The organism is Vibrio sp. 10N.286.52.C3 (genome assembly GCF_041468865.1).
Lineage (GTDB): Bacteria > Pseudomonadota > Gammaproteobacteria > Enterobacterales > Vibrionaceae > Vibrio > Vibrio crassostreae_C.
Genome location: NZ_JBFRJM010000006.1, coordinates 25,860 through 43,588 on the forward strand (window position 1 = coordinate 25,860; position 17,729 = coordinate 43,588).

General features: G+C 46.7%; 13 protein-coding genes. 2 read left to right on the forward strand and 11 right to left on the reverse strand.

What is annotated here, in order from left to right; all coding sequences use genetic code 11:
• Nucleotides 1–36: 36 nt before the first annotated feature.
• From prmA to AB4138_RS02960, 7 genes are all read right to left on the reverse strand, one after another.
• Nucleotides 37–924, reverse strand: a complete 888-nt coding sequence (prmA, locus tag AB4138_RS02930; protein WP_017055901.1) for a 50S ribosomal protein L11 methyltransferase — start codon at nt 922–924, stop codon at nt 37–39.
• A 170-nt stretch (nt 925–1,094) separates the two neighbouring features.
• Complete coding sequence (gene accC / locus AB4138_RS02935; RefSeq protein WP_017062706.1) at nt 1,095–2,438, reverse strand: acetyl-CoA carboxylase biotin carboxylase subunit; 1,344 nt, start codon at nt 2,436–2,438, stop codon at nt 1,095–1,097.
• 15 nt (nt 2,439–2,453) lie between these two features.
• Nucleotides 2,454–2,906 carry an acetyl-CoA carboxylase biotin carboxyl carrier protein gene (gene accB / locus AB4138_RS02940; RefSeq protein ID WP_017062707.1) on the reverse strand — a complete coding sequence of 151 codons (453 nt, stop codon included), beginning with the start codon at nt 2,904–2,906 and terminating at the stop codon, nt 2,454–2,456.
• Nucleotides 2,907–2,980: 74 nt separating this feature from the next.
• Complete coding sequence (aroQ, locus tag AB4138_RS02945) at nt 2,981–3,430, reverse strand: type II 3-dehydroquinate dehydratase (RefSeq protein ID WP_010435475.1); 450 nt, start codon at nt 3,428–3,430, stop codon at nt 2,981–2,983.
• A 322-nt stretch (nt 3,431–3,752) separates the two neighbouring features.
• On the reverse strand, nt 3,753–5,702 hold the full coding sequence (acs, locus tag AB4138_RS02950) for an acetate--CoA ligase (RefSeq protein ID WP_372304943.1): 1,950 nt from the start codon (nt 5,700–5,702) through the stop codon (nt 3,753–3,755).
• A 218-nt stretch (nt 5,703–5,920) separates the two neighbouring features.
• Complete coding sequence (locus tag AB4138_RS02955) at nt 5,921–6,553, reverse strand: 3'-5' exonuclease (protein ID WP_017062708.1); 633 nt, start codon at nt 6,551–6,553, stop codon at nt 5,921–5,923.
• Nucleotides 6,554–6,563: 10 nt separating this feature from the next.
• Nucleotides 6,564–8,396, reverse strand: a complete 1,833-nt coding sequence (locus AB4138_RS02960) for a DUF294 nucleotidyltransferase-like domain-containing protein (protein WP_371713378.1) — start codon at nt 8,394–8,396, stop codon at nt 6,564–6,566.
• Nucleotides 8,397–8,628: 232 nt separating this feature from the next.
• On the opposite strand from AB4138_RS02960, the gene AB4138_RS02965 reads away from it, so the two are divergent.
• Nucleotides 8,629–9,825 (forward strand): 3-phenylpropionate MFS transporter, encoded by a 1,197-nt coding sequence (locus tag AB4138_RS02965; protein ID WP_017062710.1) that lies wholly within the window; start codon nt 8,629–8,631, stop codon nt 9,823–9,825.
• A gap of 118 nt (nt 9,826–9,943) precedes the next feature.
• The gene (locus AB4138_RS02970) at nt 9,944–13,375 is read left to right on the forward strand and encodes a PAS-domain containing protein (protein ID WP_372304946.1); all 3,432 of its coding nucleotides are present in this window, start codon (nt 9,944–9,946) and stop codon (nt 13,373–13,375) included.
• 93 nt (nt 13,376–13,468) lie between these two features.
• Here the strand turns inward: AB4138_RS02970 and AB4138_RS02975 are convergent, their stop codons facing one another.
• The 4 genes from AB4138_RS02975 to AB4138_RS02990 form a co-directional block, all read right to left on the reverse strand.
• Nucleotides 13,469–14,854, reverse strand: a complete 1,386-nt coding sequence (locus AB4138_RS02975; RefSeq protein WP_372304949.1) for a class II fumarate hydratase — start codon at nt 14,852–14,854, stop codon at nt 13,469–13,471.
• Between the two features lie 12 nt (nt 14,855–14,866).
• Nucleotides 14,867–15,253 (reverse strand): hypothetical protein, encoded by a 387-nt coding sequence (locus AB4138_RS02980; RefSeq protein WP_017062714.1) that lies wholly within the window; start codon nt 15,251–15,253, stop codon nt 14,867–14,869.
• 200 nt (nt 15,254–15,453) lie between these two features.
• Nucleotides 15,454–17,157 carry a sodium:solute symporter family protein gene (locus AB4138_RS02985; protein ID WP_017062715.1) on the reverse strand — a complete coding sequence of 568 codons (1,704 nt, stop codon included), beginning with the start codon at nt 17,155–17,157 and terminating at the stop codon, nt 15,454–15,456.
• Between the two features lie 10 nt (nt 17,158–17,167).
• Nucleotides 17,168–17,434 carry a DUF4212 domain-containing protein gene (locus AB4138_RS02990; protein WP_010435433.1) on the reverse strand — a complete coding sequence of 89 codons (267 nt, stop codon included), beginning with the start codon at nt 17,432–17,434 and terminating at the stop codon, nt 17,168–17,170.
• Nucleotides 17,435–17,729 lie beyond the last annotated feature (295 nt).

Below are 17,729 nucleotides of genomic sequence, written 5' to 3' on the forward strand. Positions count from 1 at the left end.
GTTTAAATTTCAGTCAATTAGCGCCCAAAGTCTTGTCTAGCCTTGCTTGCGACCTGAGATTCGACACCATTCTTGTTGTTCGATGATCGGATCAATGTGAAGCTCATCACGATAATAAGTGGCAACATCTTCTGCTTGTGTATCTAAAACACCCGACATCGCAAGTACACCATTTGGCTTAACTAGGCCCTTGATGATGCCAGAAAGGTCGCGTAATGGACCCGCAAGAATGTTGGCAACAACAACGTCTGCTAGCAAACCTTCCGGTTGATCTTGTGGCAAGAACACCTCTAGTTGCTCAGCAACGCCATTGCGTTGTGCGTTGTCTTTTGATGCAAGCAGAGCTTGAGGATCAATGTCGATCCCGATAACTTTTGCTGCGCCTAGTTTGATCGCAGCGATCGCTAGGATGCCTGAGCCACAACCGAAGTCGATCACGGTTTTGCCTGCAAGGTCTAAGCCTTCAAGCCACTCAAGACACAATGCCGTTGTCGGGTGAGTACCTGTACCAAATGCAAGGCCAGGGTCTAGCATTACGTTAACAGCGTCAGGTTCAGGGATATCGCGCCAGCTAGGGCAGATCCATAAACGCTCACCAAACTTCATTGGGTGGAAGTTGTCCATCCATTCACGCTCCCAATCCTTGTCTTCAATTTGCTCTACTTTATGAGCAAAGTCTGCAGGGAACATGTTGCTTGCTTTAATCTGCGCTAGAACGACACCAGTATCAGTCTCAGCGTCGTAAAGCGCGAGAATGTCAGTATCACCCCAAAGGCGAGTTTCGCCTGGCAGAGGCTCAAATACAGGGGTATCTTGTGCATCCAGGAAAGTTACAGAAAGAGCACCAGTCTCTTCCATTAACATGTCGCCGATTTGTTCGGCATTTTCATTGGTAGCATTAAGCTTGATTTGAATCCAAGGCATGGCTGCATCTTCTATATGAGAAAAATTGGATGGCGAGTCTAGCAGAAAATATGAGCAAATTCACCAAAACCCCACGGAATATAATGGGGATTAAAGATTGATTTTTTCGGCGGTTCAAAAACAAAAATGCTCACCGAAGTGAGCATTTTGACTGTTCTTAAACGAACGGATTATGACAAACCAAGTTTCTTCTCAAGGTAGTGGATGTTTGCACCACCGTGTTGGAAGTTTTCGTCGTTCATAATAGACAGTTGAAGCTCAGTATTAACGTTAATACCTTCAACAATCATTTCACCCAATGCGTTCTTCATACGAGCGATAGCAACATCACGGTTCTCACCGTAAGTGATCAGCTTACCAATCATTGAATCGTAGTGTGGTGGCACTGTGTAACCCGTGTAGATGTGAGATTCCCAACGTACGCCCATGCCGCCTGGTGCGTGGAAACGTTCAATCTTACCTGGTGAAGGTAGGAAACGAACTGGATCTTCAGCATTGATACGACATTCGATTGAGTGGCCACGCAGCTTAATGTCATCCTGAGTGAATGATAGAGGCTGACCAGCTGCAATACGTAGCTGTTCTTTCACTAGGTCGATACCCGTTACCATTTCAGTAATCGTGTGTTCAACCTGGATACGAGTGTTCATTTCGATGAAGTAGAATTCACCGTTCTCGTATAGGAATTCAAATGTACCTGCACCGCGGTAACCGATCTCAATACATGCACGAGTACAACGTTCGCCAATGTACTTACGCATCTCTTCAGTGATACCTGGAGCTGGCGCTTCTTCCACAACTTTCTGGTGACGACGCTGCATTGAACAGTCACGCTCACCTAGGTGGATAGCATTACCTTGGCCATCTGCAAGCACTTGTACTTCAATGTGACGTGGGTTTTCTAGGAATTTCTCCATGTAAACCATGTCGTTGTTGAAACATGCTTTTGCTTCAGCACGAGTCATCGCGATAGCTTCTGTTAGTTCTGCTTCAGAACGAACAACACGCATACCACGACCGCCGCCGCCGCCAGATGCCTTGATGATAACTGGGAAGCCAATGCGTTTAGCGTGCGCTTTGTTTTTTGCTTCGTCGTCGTCAAGAGGGCCGTCAGAACCTGGTACACAAGGTACGCCAGCTTTCTTCATTGACGTGATAGCTGACACTTTGTCACCCATCATGCGAATGGTTTCAGCTTTAGGGCCAACGAAGATAAAGCCACTGCGCTCTACCTGTTCTGCAAAGTCTGCATTTTCAGATAGGAAGCCGTAGCCAGGGTGAACAGCTACTGCACCTGTAACTTCAGCTGCGCTGATGATACGAGGGATGTTTAGGTAGCTATCGATACCACGAGCTGGACCGATACAAATGGTTTCGTCTGCAAGCAGTACGTGCTTAAGATCACGGTCAGCAGTTGAGTGAACCGCTACCGTTTTAATGCCAAGCTCTTTACATGCACGCAGAATACGTAGTGCAATCTCACCACGGTTCGCGATTACTAATTTATCTAACATAATGAGTGCTCTCTATTATTCGATAATTACTAGAGCTTGGTCGAATTCTACTGGTTGACCGTCTTCAACTAGGATAGCTGTTACAACACCAGATTTATCAGCTTCGATTTGGTTCATCATTTTCATTGCTTCAACGATACATAGCGTTTCGCCAGCAGTTACAGATTGACCAACTTTAACGAATGGTTTTGCGTCTGGGCTTGGAGCGCCGTAGAAAGTACCAACCATTGGAGAAAGAACTTGGTGACCAGCTGGAACTGCAGGAGCTGCTGCTTCTGCTGCTACAGGTGCCGCCGCAGGAGCTGCTGCCGCTACAGGTGCTGGAGCAGCTGCATATTGAACAGGTGCTACAGGTGCAGTGCTGTTACGACTGATTCGTACTGACTCTTCACCTTCAGAGATTTCTAGCTCAGAAATACCAGACTCTTCAACCAATTCGATTAGCTTTTTGATTTTGCGAATATCCATTGTTTCTTTCTCTTTATCTGTTAATTGAACTTACTCTATGACTGAGTAGGTTAGTAATAGTTCGTTGTTTATGTTTACTTTGAGTTGAGCTTGCTGAGCGCAGCGGTCAAAGCAAATTGATAACCTTGGGCACCTAAGCCACAAATCACACCTTCTGCTTTATCAGATAGGTAAGAGTGGTGACGGAATGGTTCACGCGCGTGAACATTCGATAGATGAACCTCAATAAATGGTATTGCAACGCCAAGTAGTGCATCACGCAGTGCCACACTGGTATGTGTAAAGGCTGCTGGGTTGATAATAATAAAATCAACATTTTGATAAGCACTATGGATAGCTTCAATCAGTTCGTACTCACGATTTGACTGTAAGTGAGATAGCTCAACATCGTGTGCTTTCGCTTGCTCGGTCAGTGAGCTAATAATCTGGTCAAGTGTTTGAGAACCGTAGTGTGCGGGCTCTCTAAGGCCTAACAGGTTAAGGTTTGGGCCATTTAAAACTAGAATGCGAAACTTTGTAGACATCGTGGGGCTATCTTCCTTTATCGTGTTTACGAACGTGAATGTTGCCATTTTATTGAAAATTTGCGGTTAATTTCCAGTGAGAAAAACCCAAATTTAAAAATTAGAACCAGATTATAGCTAATTCAGCGCAAATCGCAGCAATTTACTGGTCTAATCTCCTATTGATACAGCTTGGAATTGTTACCAACTTAACAAAAAAGCGTCTTAGCCTTAATTTGGGGCGGGATATTTGAGATCAAGATCAGCCATAAAAAAACCGCCACATAGGTGACGGTTTAGAAAGTGCTGTTTTAAACAGTGATTAGCTGCTGTGACTGGTTGCTTATGCCAGTTCTGCTTTCTCGGCAATCAGCTTATCAACCACACTTGGGTCGGCCAGTGTCGAGGTATCACCTAGGTTACCTGTATCGCCAGTCGCGATTTTACGCAGGATACGACGCATGATTTTACCCGAACGAGTTTTTGGTAGAGAGTCGGTCCAGTGCAGTACATCTGGCGTTGCAATTGGGCCAATCTCTTTACGTACCCAGTCTTTTACTTCTTTATGAAGCTCTGCGGTTGGGAACTCACCATCATTCAGCGTGATGTAAGCGTAAATCGCTTGGCCTTTAATATCATGAGGGATGCCCACAATCGCGGCTTCTGCAATCTTATCGAACGCGACTAGAGCCGATTCAATCTCAGCAGTACCCATACGGTGACCTGATACGTTAAGTACATCATCGACACGCCCCGTAATCCAGTAGTAACCGTCTTCATCACGACGAGCGCCGTCACTGGTGAAGTACATGCCTTTAAAGGTCGAGAAGTAAGTCTGTTCGAAGCGGTCATGATCGCCATGAACGGTACGCATTTGGCCTGGCCAAGAGTCAAGAATCACTAGGTTGCCGTCTGTTGCACCCTCAATGATGTTACCCATGTTATCAACCAGTGCCGGTTGCACACCGAAGAATGGACGAGTTGCAGAGCCCGGTTTCAGGTCTGTTGCGCCTGGTAGCGGTGCAATCAAGATACCGCCCGTTTCTGTTTGCCACCATGTATCAACAATTGGAGATTGCTCATTACCGATTGTTTTGTAGTACCACTCCCACGCCTCTGGGTTGATAGGTTCACCCACTGAGCCCATGATTCTTAGGCTGTCACGAGAAGTACCTTCAACGGCTTCATTGCCTTTCGCCATCAATGCACGAATAGCCGTTGGCGCCGTATAAAGAATATTAACTTGGTGCTTATCGACCACTTCGCTCATGCGGCTGGTGTTCGGGTAATTTGGCACGCCTTCAAACAGAATCGTTTTTGCGCCATTAGCAAGCGGTCCGTAAACAAGATATGTGTGACCGGTAATCCAACCCACATCGGCTGTACACCAGAAAGTCTCGCCTTCTTGGTAATCGAATACGTATTTGAAGGTCATCGCAGCATAAACAAGGTAGCCACCTGTGGTGTGCATAACGCCTTTAGGTTTACCTGTTGAGCCTGACGTATAAAGGATGAATAGTGGATCTTCTGCGTTCATCTCTTCTGGTGGGCAATCTGCAGATACATTAGCAATAGCATCGTGCCACCACACATCGCGATGTTCGTGCCATGCCACATCACCGCCAGTGCGTTTGAATACAACAACCTTCTCGATGTTTTTCACTTCAGGGTTCGTCAGTGCTTCATCGACATTCTTTTTCAGTGGAACAGCACGGCCGCCACGCACGCCTTCATCGGCAGTGATAACGACTTTAGAATTTGAATCGATAATACGACCAGACAGTGCTTCTGGTGAGAAACCACCAAATACGACTGTGTGAACCGCACCGATACGGGTACACGCCAGCATGGCTACTGCCGCTTCTGGCACCATTGGCATGTATAAACAAACCACATCACCTTTGCGCACGCCTTGCTCTTTTAGAGCATTCGAAAACAGGCACACTTCTTTATGCAGTTCATTAAAAGTTAGAGTTTTATCATCTGCCGGGTCATCGCCTTCCCAGATGATAGCGACTTCATCACCGCGCTTAGCAAGGTGGCGGTCGATACAGTTAGCCGAAACGTTAAGCGTGCCATCTTCAAACCAGCGAATATCAATGTGGCCAGGGTCGAAAGAGGTGTTTTTTACTTGTGTGAAAGGTTTGATCCAATCAACGATTTTTCCGTGTTCACCCCAAAAGCCTTCAGGGTCAGAAACAGATTGCTGGTACATGGCTAGGTAAGTGTCATTATCCGCGTGTGTGGTTGATTTAATATTTTCTTTTACCGGATAAACGTGGGCTTCACTCATTGCATCTCTCCTTGTGCCTACATTCCTAATGAACTGGCAACTTCCTTTGTGTTCAGTTTCTAGGTCTATTACAGAACCGTCTTTGTGTTATCACTCTCGGCTAGGACGGCGATTTCCACAATTAGACTTTAGGATGAGACGCTGCTTTTCACTTACAAAATAGCGAGTTAAGTTCAATTTTGAGATGTTGCTCTCTATGTGAAGCGCCAGTGGTTGAATTAAGAATAAGAAGAGTTGAAACGGGGAAGGTCACCATGTTTCAGGCGCACAAAGATCAGCGCAGCGGAGATAGCGTCTTGTAATGCATCATGTTTATTGACCGGGATAGGTAAATCGAGTTGGCGACAGATGGCGTCCATACTGAGATCAAAATAGGCATTGGGCAGCTGTCTTTCGAGTTTGTCTTGATAGAGTTGGCTCACTTCGACTAATCGGTTAGGCAGTGGAAATCCAAGCTGTTTTAAACAGGCGCGGTCGAGAATTTTTTTATCATAGCGGATGTGATAGCCGACTAAAGGACGATTTCCAATGAAGTTCAGTAGCTCGATTAAAGCCTGTTTTTCTTCGATGCCGTGCTTTAGATCTTGATGACGGATACGGTGGATTTTTATTGAATTGCAATCGAGCGATTGGGGGGCGCGCAACCGGACTTCAAAAGGTTGGCTGGTAATGATTCGGTTACCGATGATCTTGGTCGCGGCAATGGTAACTAATTCTGCCTGATTGGGATCTAGGCTGGTGGTTTCACAATCGAGCGATACATATTCATGATCAATAGGCGCAGTAAACAGAGGCTGATAGAGGGAGCCTTTGAGCTTGTGATGCCAGTAATAGCGAACCAACCTATTCATCGTTCAATGCCTAATCCCGTATCTGATAGTGGTAGCCGAGCCATTGCTTGAATTTCTTCACCACGTGCAGGCTATGACGAAGCAGATCCCTGTCTGCTCGTTCCATCAGTTTGACGTTAATCTTGTTGCTGCTGTGCTGCTGAGAAAGCCTTTGGGCTAAGCGCCACTTAAAGAATTGCTTGAGTGCTTCACTGAGATTATCGGCAGTACTTTGCTCTAATACTTTCTTGCTGACCAGCTGCTCAATGCGTTCGAAGGTGTTGTTGACCGTGACACCATGTTCTAGGCAAAGCGCTCTCACACCATGCACGATAGGGAAAATACCGCCTTGTTTGATATCGAGTCCGGACTTAGATTGCTTCACATTACCAAACAGGGTCAGGGGAACTGAGAAGTTCAGCGCCGGGCGGCAGAACTCCGTCAGAATCAATTCTTGTCCGAGCATTAAATCACTGAGGTGCTGCTTTACAGGTTTTAATAACTCTCTATTCCCCGCTACTGCGTGTGCATCTGCCATGATCGCGATATCCATCACGGTGTCTGGCGTGGCTTTTTTTACCCAATGGGTGAGGGTTTGTTTCCACTCTTGTTCTGAATGCACCCATTTCGGATTGTTGACCATTACGTTGCCCGGGCACAGTGGGTAACCCAATTGTTGAAGGGTATGGGTGAGGTCGTTCATGGCACTTTGGCATTGATGCCATTCCAAACCATCTTGAATAATCAGAGCGTTGTCTTGATCGGTTTTGAGAATTTGCTCTCCACGCCCCTCAGAACCCAGCACGATTAGGCAGCAATGATTATGCAGTGCAGGTGGGATCACCAACTCAAAAGCCTTCTCTATGATCTGTTCGTTGACCGCAGAAATCAGCTCCATGATAAAGCGTGTGCGAATCCCATTACTGAGCAAGCTCTCGACCAGTTGACGTTGTTTGTTGGATGCCATTGCCAATTCTTCAACGCTGGTGGCGCGCGCAATACGCAAAGTAAGAACGTGGGAGTGTGTGGAGAATGCACTGAGAATCTGTGTCATATCCACCATGCCGACCGCATTTTTACCATCACAAACCATCAACCTTTTTACTCGATTTCTGGTCATGGTAATCATGGCGTTAAATAAGAAATCGCCTTGGTTCACGTGCATCACCGGAAACGTTGCGATCTCACCGACAGGCGCATCCAGTGTGAAATTATCGAGCATCACAGCATGCAATAAATTGGTTCGAGTGACGATTCCATACGGCAAGGAACATGATGATCCAAAAGCTTTTGGATCATCATGTTCCAAATGGACTAGGGCCGAGTCTAACCCTTGTTCTTTAAGGGTTTGAGTGACTTGGTTGATCGGTTGGTTTGGTTCAAGTATCAGTGGTGGGTGATAGATAGAGTCATCCACTTTGGTTAATATAAACTCGGCAAGATTCTGTTGCTGCTGGGCGGCTTCTATCAAAGCTTTTCGTGTTGATAGGTTGCTATCAAAGTAGGCAGCGAATTGGCCATTGGCGTGGTAAAGCTCAAGAAAAATATCGGTGGGCAGCAGATAACTTAATGTATCTTCGAGTGCGATATATTGGTGTTTGGTGTGGGGTTCAAACTGGCTGCGGACATCAAAAATATCGTCATTGGCATAGTGTGCGTAAATCTCACCATCACTGCTCGCGCGCTCTTCAACAGCTCCTTTGATCAAAATATGCAGGTGTCGGCTCGGCCTTTCAGCTTCCAGTATCACTTCTTGAGAGCGGTAATACACCACGTCTAATGAAGAGCGAAGCTTCAACTGTTCGGCGTCGGACAGGCTATCGAAGGGCGGGTGCTGCATATTAAATTTGTCAGGCATAAGCATCACAAGAAGAAATGGGAGTCTTTAATCAGTCTGACAAAATACCAGCGAAGCTCCAGACGACTTTAGTCTAAATGCGAGTATGAGTATTGATGAGCGTGAAATCTCTTGTTGAAATGCGATATCCAGACCCATTGAATATGGGAATACTATCCCAGTAATAATTCCCTTTTTCATCGTATGCAAGATAGGCATAATTGGTGCTGCCTTTTTCCGCACACTTTATAGGTCATTTATGTTTAGCCCTTCACCCTATGGCTGGATCTCTCAGTATTTTCTTGGTTTCTTTTTTGCGTATGGCGTGTATTTGCCATTTTGGGCGTTGTGGTTTGAAGACCAAGGCGTGTCTGCTGGTGATATTGGCGTATTGATTGGTATCGGCTTTGCGACTCGTTGTGTGGCCAACTTAGTGATTACGCCGCGTATCCATAAAGTGGAACACTTGATGCCAGCGCTACGCTGTTTGAGTTTCGCTGCGCTGCTGTTTGTCGGTTTCCACTTCTTCACCGGTGGCAGCTTTATACTGATGTTGTTGGCAACGGTACTGTTTAACCTCTGTTGTGGGCCGATCATTCCTCTTTCTGATGCGATGGCTAACCATTACAGTCGTTTGAAAATGCTCGACTACGGCCGAACTCGTCTTTGGGGATCAATTGCCTTTATCGCAGGTTCAACGGTTGTTGGCTATTTGGTGGCACAATTCGGCACTGACATGATTTTGTATACTGCGCTTGCCGGTGTGTTGCTGTCATTGATTCTTGCGATGAGAAACCCCAATGTGATGCCAGTAACACAATCTGAGCAACAAGCGGCGCGACCAAAACTAGGTGAACTGCTGCGTGAGTCGTCAGTGGTAAAGTTTTTAGCCTTGATGGCGCTGCTGCAAGGTAGTCATGCGGCTTACTACAGTTTTAGTGCGATTTATTGGAAAGAAGCGGGTCACTCAGAAGCTATCATCGGTTATTTGTGGAGTTTAGGTGTTGTTGCTGAAGTGGCCGTATTTGCTCTGAGTAAGCGATTATTCTCAGGCTGGTCACTGCGTACTTTGTTTGTCGTCGCGGCTATTGGGGTGATGGCGCGTTGGGGTATTACCGCATCAACCACGGCGATTTTTGCACTGGTGATGGTGCAGTTGCTGCACGGTGTGACATTTGCCATGGCACACATCGCCGCGATTCAATACATCCAATCTGAAGAACAAAACAAGATGGTTGCGCTACAAGCCCTGTATAACGCGATTCCATTAGGTGCCTTTATTGCACTGATGACCACCTTAAGTGGTTGGGGTTATGAGCTTTGGGGCGCAAATATCTTCTGGGGCATGGCTGCAATGGGTGCACTTGCTCTGTTCATTAAGTTGGATGAAAGAAGTTCAGTGGTTGAGATTAATCAATCAGATTCGGAACAGTCAGAATCTCACAGCAAATGCTGATAATTAGAGTCTAAAGCACAGAATTTAAGCGATGCGATTGAGTTAATCACCCATCCTTAGTTAAATGAAACCTCTCCCTTATGGAGAGGTTTTTTTATGGATGAAAAAAGGGTTTTCAATGCAAGGATGGATAGTAATTCCAGTCTCTTTAGCCTACTTGGGCGTGTTATTTCTGATCGCTTGGTATGGAGACAGGCAGGTTCGTTGGCTATCGCGTTGGCGCCCGTGGATCTATAGCCTTTCGATTGCCGTGTATTGTACCTCTTGGACCTTCTATGGAACGGTCGGGCAGGCGAGTAACAACCCTTGGTCTTTTTTACCCATTTACCTCGCCCCGATTCTAGTCTTTACACTAGGCTGGCGGATCTTGGCGCGGCTGATCCTGATTGCGAAGCGGGAACATATCACCTCCATTGCCGACTTTATCGCGGCTCGTTATGGAAAATCTCAGGGCTTAGCGGTGGCGGTGACGGTTATCGCCGTGGTTGGTATCCTTCCTTATATTGCTCTGCAACTGCGTGGTATTACCATGGGGTTGGATATTGTTGCACCCAACCTAGCGGCTGACTTCGGTTATCAGGACTATCATGTGTCTTGGTTTGTGGTCGGTGCTTTGGCTATTTTCACCATGCTGTTTGGTACAAGACACATTGATAACACAGAGCATCACCGTGGCATGATGATGGCGGTGGCGTTTGAATCCATCGTTAAGCTCGCGGCATTCCTGATCGTTGGCCTATTCATCATGTATCTGGCGATGAGCAGCGACAAGATCGACTTGCTTGATGTGGCGGCTTCCACCTACGAATCACCCAATATTCCGACCTTAATTATTCATACCGTTTTGACCATGTTGGCGATTGTCTGTCTGCCACGCCAGTTCCATACCATGGTGGTAGAGAACGAACGTCCTCAAGACCTGCATACCGCTCGTTGGTTGTTTCCGCTTTACCTGATTTTGATGGGACTGTTCGTGCTGCCAATTGCTTGGGCAGGACAAGGACTACTTACTGGTATGCCAGCGGATACCTATGTGATCAGTGTGCCAATGTCAGAAGGCGCTAATCACATTGCCTTGCTGGCTTTCCTTGGTGGTACGTCTGCGGCAAGTGGCATGGTGATAGTGTCGACCATCGCCTTGGCGATCATGGTGTCGAATGATTTAGTGATGCCATTGTTACTGCGCCGTATGCGCCTAACTCAAAGAACCCATCGACACTTTTCTGGCCTGCTATTGGTGATTCGCCGCGGGCTAATTTTACTGCTGTTACTGGGTGCTTGGCTGTTTTATCAGGCGCTCGATACCATCCATTCACTGTCAGCGATTGGCTTTCTTTCCTTTGCTGCGATTGCTCAATTCGCGCCAGCACTTATTGGTGGTTTGTACTGGCGCCCGGGTAACCGCAAGGGCGTGTATGTCGGCTTAATGGTGGGCTCGTTGATTTGGCTGATTACCTTGATGAGCCAAACCAGCATGTTGGCTGGCGACAGTGAAAGTAACCTTTTACTGTGGATTATCACGCCGCCAGAACTGCTCAGTAGCTGGAATATCAGCAGTTCAAACTGGGGCATTGTGCTGAGTATTGTACTTAATACCTTGTGCTATGCCGTGGTTTCGATGACGACTCGCCCAAGCCTAAGTGAGCGCTTACAATCAGCAGCATTTGTTGGCACGCCGCTGCCTGAAAACGAGAATATCAGCCTTTACCAGAACCGAGTGACGGTCGCTGAATTAGAGATGCTGGCGTCGCGTTTTGTGGGCCGTAAGCGTGCGAAAAGTGCTTTACACAGCTATTGGCAACAACACGGGCAGCCGCTGCTTCCTAATCAACAAGCGCCTGCGAGTCTGATTCGACACGCAGAGCGCGTGCTCGCCGGTGTATTCGGTGCTTCATCTGCTAAGTTAGTACTTACTTCTGCTTTGCAGGGAAGAAACATGCAGCTTGAAGAAGTCGCGACCATCGTTGATGAAGCCTCGGAGCTGTACGACTTCAGTCGCGGTTTACTACAAGGTGCGATTGAACACATTGGTCAAGGCATCGCAGTGATCGATAAGCAAATGAGGCTGGTGGCGTGGAACCAACGTTACTTAGAACTGTTTGAATTTCCTGCGGGTTTGATTCAGGTTGGACGACCCATTTCAGATGTGATTCGTCACAATGCCGAGCAAGGTTTGTGTGGTCCGGGTGACCCAGAAGATCACGTTCGCCGCCGTGTTTATCACCTTGAACAAGGCACTAGACACACCTCTTCTCGTATTCGTCCTGATGGTCGAGTGATTGAGGTGCAAGGTAACCCGATGCCAAGTGGTGGCTTTGTAATGAGCTTTACCGATATCACGGTATTTAGGCAAGCAGAGCAAGCGCTAAAAGATGCTAATGAAAGCTTGGAGTCGAGAGTACATGAGCGAACTCAAGAGCTCGAAAAACTGAACCATCGCTTGGTAAAAGCAACTCAGATTTCGGATCAAGAATCACAATCCAAGAGTCGTTTTCTAGCCGCGGTAAGCCACGATTTAATGCAGCCGCTCAATGCTGCGCGCTTGTTTGCTTCGTCACTTTCTGAGGTGGCAAAAGAGCAAGAGGTGAAGCAGTTGTCATCTCATATCGAGAGTGCGTTAGGGGCCGCAGAAGATCTGATTGGCGACTTGTTGGATATCTCTCGCTTGGAGTCAGGGAAATTAGAAACCAACATTCACGCGATTGCCGTGCACGATGTGCTAACCAACTTGAACGCGGAATTTAGCGCGTTAGCGAGACAACAAAAAATTGAGTTTCAGATGATCCCATCGTCATTGTTCATTCACTCAGATCCTAAGTTATTAAGGCGTGTGATTCAGAACTTTTTGACCAATGCTTTCCGCTATAACCCTGAAGGGAAAGTGATACTCGGTGCAAGGCGAGTGAACGGTCAGGTACGAATCGATGTGTGGGATAACGGAACCGGTATCGATGAAGACAAGCAACAAGAGATCTTTGAGGAGTTTACTCGTGGTAGCCAAGTACGAGCCGATCAAGGATTGGGGTTAGGGCTGGCTATTTCGAAAGGTATTGCTCATGTGCTTGGCCATCAAATTTCGATGCGCTCATGGCCGGGCCAAGGCAGTGTCTTTTCCATCACCTTGGCTCGAGCGGAAAAAGTGGCTCCGGTTGTGCAAGCTTCGACGCCAATGGCGACCAGCGACATCGAACATCTCAAGATATTGTGTGTCGATAATGAACGAGAAATTTTAGTCGGTATGGAAAACTTGATTGGACGTTGGGGCTGTGAGGTTAAGACGGCGGTTGATCTGGTCGAAAGCTTGAAGTGTCTCGACGATGGCTGGCAGCCGGATGTAATTTTCTCGGATTATCGTCTCGACAATGGTCGAACCGGGCTTGAAGTCTTACAACAGTGTCGCTTGCGCCTTGGAGACTCTTTTGAAGGGGTCATCATTAGTGCCGATAGAACCGATGACATGTTGGCAGCGATAAAGGCCAACAGCTTTAGCTTTATTGCTAAGCCAGTGAAGCCACTAAAACTCAGAGCGGTATTGAATCGTGTGAGTTAATTTAATTAACTATTTTCAATTAACTACTAGCGACTAAAAAGGCCTCAGATGAGGCCTTTTTTGATCCGATAGACTTGTTATGAGTTACTGATTTTAACCTGCGATACCACCTTGAGTGAGAGCGGTTGGGTCAAGAAGCTTGCTGAGTTCTTCTCGGCTGAGATCGGTTTCTCTTTCTGCAACGTCAAGAATCGGTAAGCCTTCTTTGTAGGCCTTCTTTGCAATATCAGCTGCCTTCAAGTAGCCAATCACAGGGTTAAGTGCGGTCACTAGGATTGGGTTCTTTGACAGTGCCAAATCGAGATTGTCTTGGCGTACCGTGAAGGTCGCGATGGCTTTGTCCGCTAAAGCGACAGAGCTGTTAGCTAAAAGCTCTATACTTTCTAATACGTTATGAGCAATCACTGGCAGCATCACGTTTAGCTGGAAGTTACCAGATTGGCCTGCGACAGTAATGGTGGTGTCGTTACCAATTACTTGTGCTGCCGCCATAGCTGCGGCTTCTGGAATCACAGGGTTTACTTTGCCTGGCATGATAGAAGAACCTGGCTGTAGTGCTTGCAATTCAATTTCACCTAAGCCTGCCAATGGGCCAGAGTTCATCCAACGAAGATCGTTTGAGATCTTCATGATCGCAACGGCTGCCGTTTTGAGCTGACCCGAGAATGCAACGATCGCGTCTTGGCTGCTGAGATTAAAAAAGAAGTTCTCACTCGCGTTAAAGCTGACCTTTGTCGATTGAGACAAGTTACTTGCAAACTTATCGGCAAAGCGTGGGTCGGCATTGATCCCCGTTCCTACCGCCGTTCCACCTTGAGCAAGTGCTTTAATAGCGGGCAGGGTGCTTTCAATGGCTTGCTTAGCGTGTTCAATCTGGAACTTCCAACCACCAAGTTCTTGAGCAAAGGTCATTGGCATCGCATCCATTAGGTGAGTACGGCCTGTTTTTACTACCTCAGCCAGCTCTTGCTGTTTAACGGTAAGTGCTTCTGAAAGGTGAGTTAATGCCGGTAGCAGTTTGTTTTCAGCCATAAGGGCGACACTGACTTGAATTGCGGTTGGTACCACATCGTTGCTGCTTTGGCCCATATTGACGTGATCATTCGGATTCACGTCCCCTTGCAAACTTCTTGAAGCGAGTGTTGCAATCACTTCGTTGGCATTCATGTTGGAGCTAGTACCAGAGCCAGTTTGGTAAACATCGATCGGGAATTGATCGAGGTATTTACCATCGATGATCTCTTGGCTCGCTTCGGCAATCGCATTGGCAATATCACCTTCCAATAAACCCAACTGAGCGTTGGTGTCTGCGGCGGCCTGTTTAATGAATGCCAATGCTTGAATGAAGCTGGTGGGCATCTTGTGTGAACTAAAAGCAAAGTTATCTGCAGCACGTTGAGTTTGTGCTTGGTATAGCGCATCAGTAGGGACTTTCACTTCGCCCATGCTGTCTTTCTCAATTCGATATTGTAGGGTCATCTTCTATCCTTGTTAGCCAAGTGGGGCTTGGACTTGTTGTAGTGTTTGGCTGAGATTCAAAAAACGCGCTTGGCCTTGAGGCTGCTGGCAGTAATGGCGTTTTAGATAAAATAGTGGTGAGTGAATAGAGTCTAGGCAGATATGACGAAAGGCGAAACTGCGCTGAGGAGACTCAATCGCTTCAATCAAATGAAAGAAAACTTGGCGTAGATACAGCTCGCACAACAAGATGTTTTCTTGAGCGGCATGCTTTTCATAGTAAGCCGAAAGCGTCAGTGCACACTCGATATACTCTCGAATTACAAACGGCTCATGGCCTTGAACTTGTTCTAATGAAGCAAAGCGATCCTGTGCTTTGTAAAATCTCGAATAGAGAACCTGCTGCTCTTTCATCATCATCTGCATCTCTTTATTGGATGTTAATGATAATTATTATCAAATAAAATTTTAAAAACAACCCTTTGTTTATCTTTTTATAAAGTGAGCAGAAAAAGAAAAAGCCGATACACGAAGTATCGGCTTTCTGGAGTCAGTACCTAATCCCTACAATGTAAGTACTGATTCATTTTTTGCTAAACATCTTTGTTTAATGGTCGTGCTTAGTGGTCGTGAGCTTCACCTGCACCTTTCGGGTAACGGATGTTCTCAACCATATCTTGTACATCTTGTGGTACTTCAGCAGTTACTTTGTTTACAGCAATCGATACTACGAAGTTTAGACACATACCTAGCGTACCGATGCCTTCTGGGCTGATACCAAACCACCAGTTTTCAGGTGTGCTTGCTGCTGGGTTAATGAACTTGAAGTAGATGATGTAGCTTGCTGTGAAGGCAATACCTGACAACATACCTGCAATTGCGCCTTCCTTGTTCATCTTCTTGTAGAAGATACCTAGGATAATCGCTGGGAAGAAGGATGCTGCGGCTAAGCCGAAGGCAAACGCTACTACCTGTGCTACAAAGCCTGGTGGGTTAATACCTAAGTAACCGGCACCGACAATCGCGACCATGGCTGCCAGACGAGCGGCTAACAGCTCCTGCTTGTCGGTCATGTTTGGTCTGAAGCCTTTCTTCAACAAGTCATGTGAAATCGACGTTGAGATGACCAATAGTAGACCCGCGGCTGTTGATAGTGCGGCTGCTAGGCCACCGGCTGCAAGCAGTGCTACAACCCAGTTTGGTAGTTTCGCTAGCTCTGGAGAAGCCAGTACGATGATGTCACGGTTAATCTTCATCTCGTTGCGCTCATCGCCCGAGTAGAACATTTTGCCATCGCCGTTCTTATCTTCCCAACCTACTAGGCCAGTGCTTTCCCAGTTTTTGTACCAGCTTGGTGCGTCCGCTGCAGCGACACCTTGCATGTCAGGGCCGTTGATTGTTTCGATCATGTTTACACGAGCGAATGCTGCAACGCCTGGTGCTGTTGTGTATAGCAATGAGATGAACAGTAGTGCCCAACCCGCTGAGATACGAGCATCACGTACTTTTGGTACCGTGAAGAAACGAATGATTACGTGTGGAAGACCCGCAGTACCGACCATTAGAGCCGCACAGATGAAGAATACATCTACCATGCTCTTGTTACCTTCGGTATAGGCGGTAAATCCGAGTTCTTCGGTCAGTCCATCCAGTTTATCAAGAAGGTAAACATCTGTGCCTGATAGCGTAGAGCCCATACCAACTTGTGGAAGTGGGTTACCTGTCATCATGATTGAGGTAAAGATTGCTGGAACAAGGAAGGCGAAAATGAGGACACAGAATTGAGCTACCTGCGTATAAGTGATGCCTTTCATGCCACCTAGTACTGCGTAGAAGAACACAATACCCATACCAATGATGATGCCTAGGTTAATATCAACTTCTAGGAAACGAGAGAATACAACGCCCACACCACGCATCTGGCCTGCAACGTACGTAAACGATACGAAGATTGCACAGAATACCGCTACCATACGTGCCGTTTTCGAGTAGTAACGCTCACCGATGAAATCAGGAACCGTAAACTGACCGAACTTACGTAGGTAAGGTGCTAAACATAGCGCAAGTAGTACATAACCACCTGTCCAACCCATTAGGTAAACCGCACCGTCGTAACCAACGAATGAGATGATACCTGCCATTGAGATGAATGATGCTGCCGACATCCAGTCAGCGGCGGTCGCCATGCCGTTTGCTACTGGGTGTACACCACCGCCAGCAACGTAGAACTCACTAGTAGACCCTGCACGAGCCCAGATTGCGATGCCGATATATACCGCGAAAGTAATACCGACGAGAATAAACGTCCAAGTTTGAATATCCATGTTCTAGCCTCTAGTCTTCCTGTACGTTGTATTTTTTGTCGAGCGCATTCATGCGGACAACGTAAATAAATATCAGCGCCACGAAGGTGTATATCGAACCTTGCTGAGCGAACCAAAATCCTAGCTTGAACCCGCCAAACTGAACGGTATTGAGGGCATCCACAAATAAGATGCCAGCGCCGTAAGACACCGCAAACCAGACCGCGAGCAGTGTTCCCATAATTCCCAAGTTTTCCTTCCAGTAGGCTTGAGCATGTTCCGTAGATTCGAACGCCATTGCCTTCTCCTTTATTCCGTTTTCGTAGAAACTGTTTTTGTGAAACCGTTTTGTAAAATAGCGTGTTAACGTAATGTTACGATTTAGAATGTAGCAAGGATAAGTCAAGGGATCTGTGCAACTTTAGTCGGGATGGTATTAGCGCTAATGTACTGAAATATGGGAGCTAGGAGACATAACCATAGAAAAATGTGATGTTACAATGTTGTTAAATTAGCCAAAGGTCTAACAAAAAGGGATGAATTAGACTGCGAGTCATAAAATTTAACAACTAAATGACCGAGAAACGGTATTT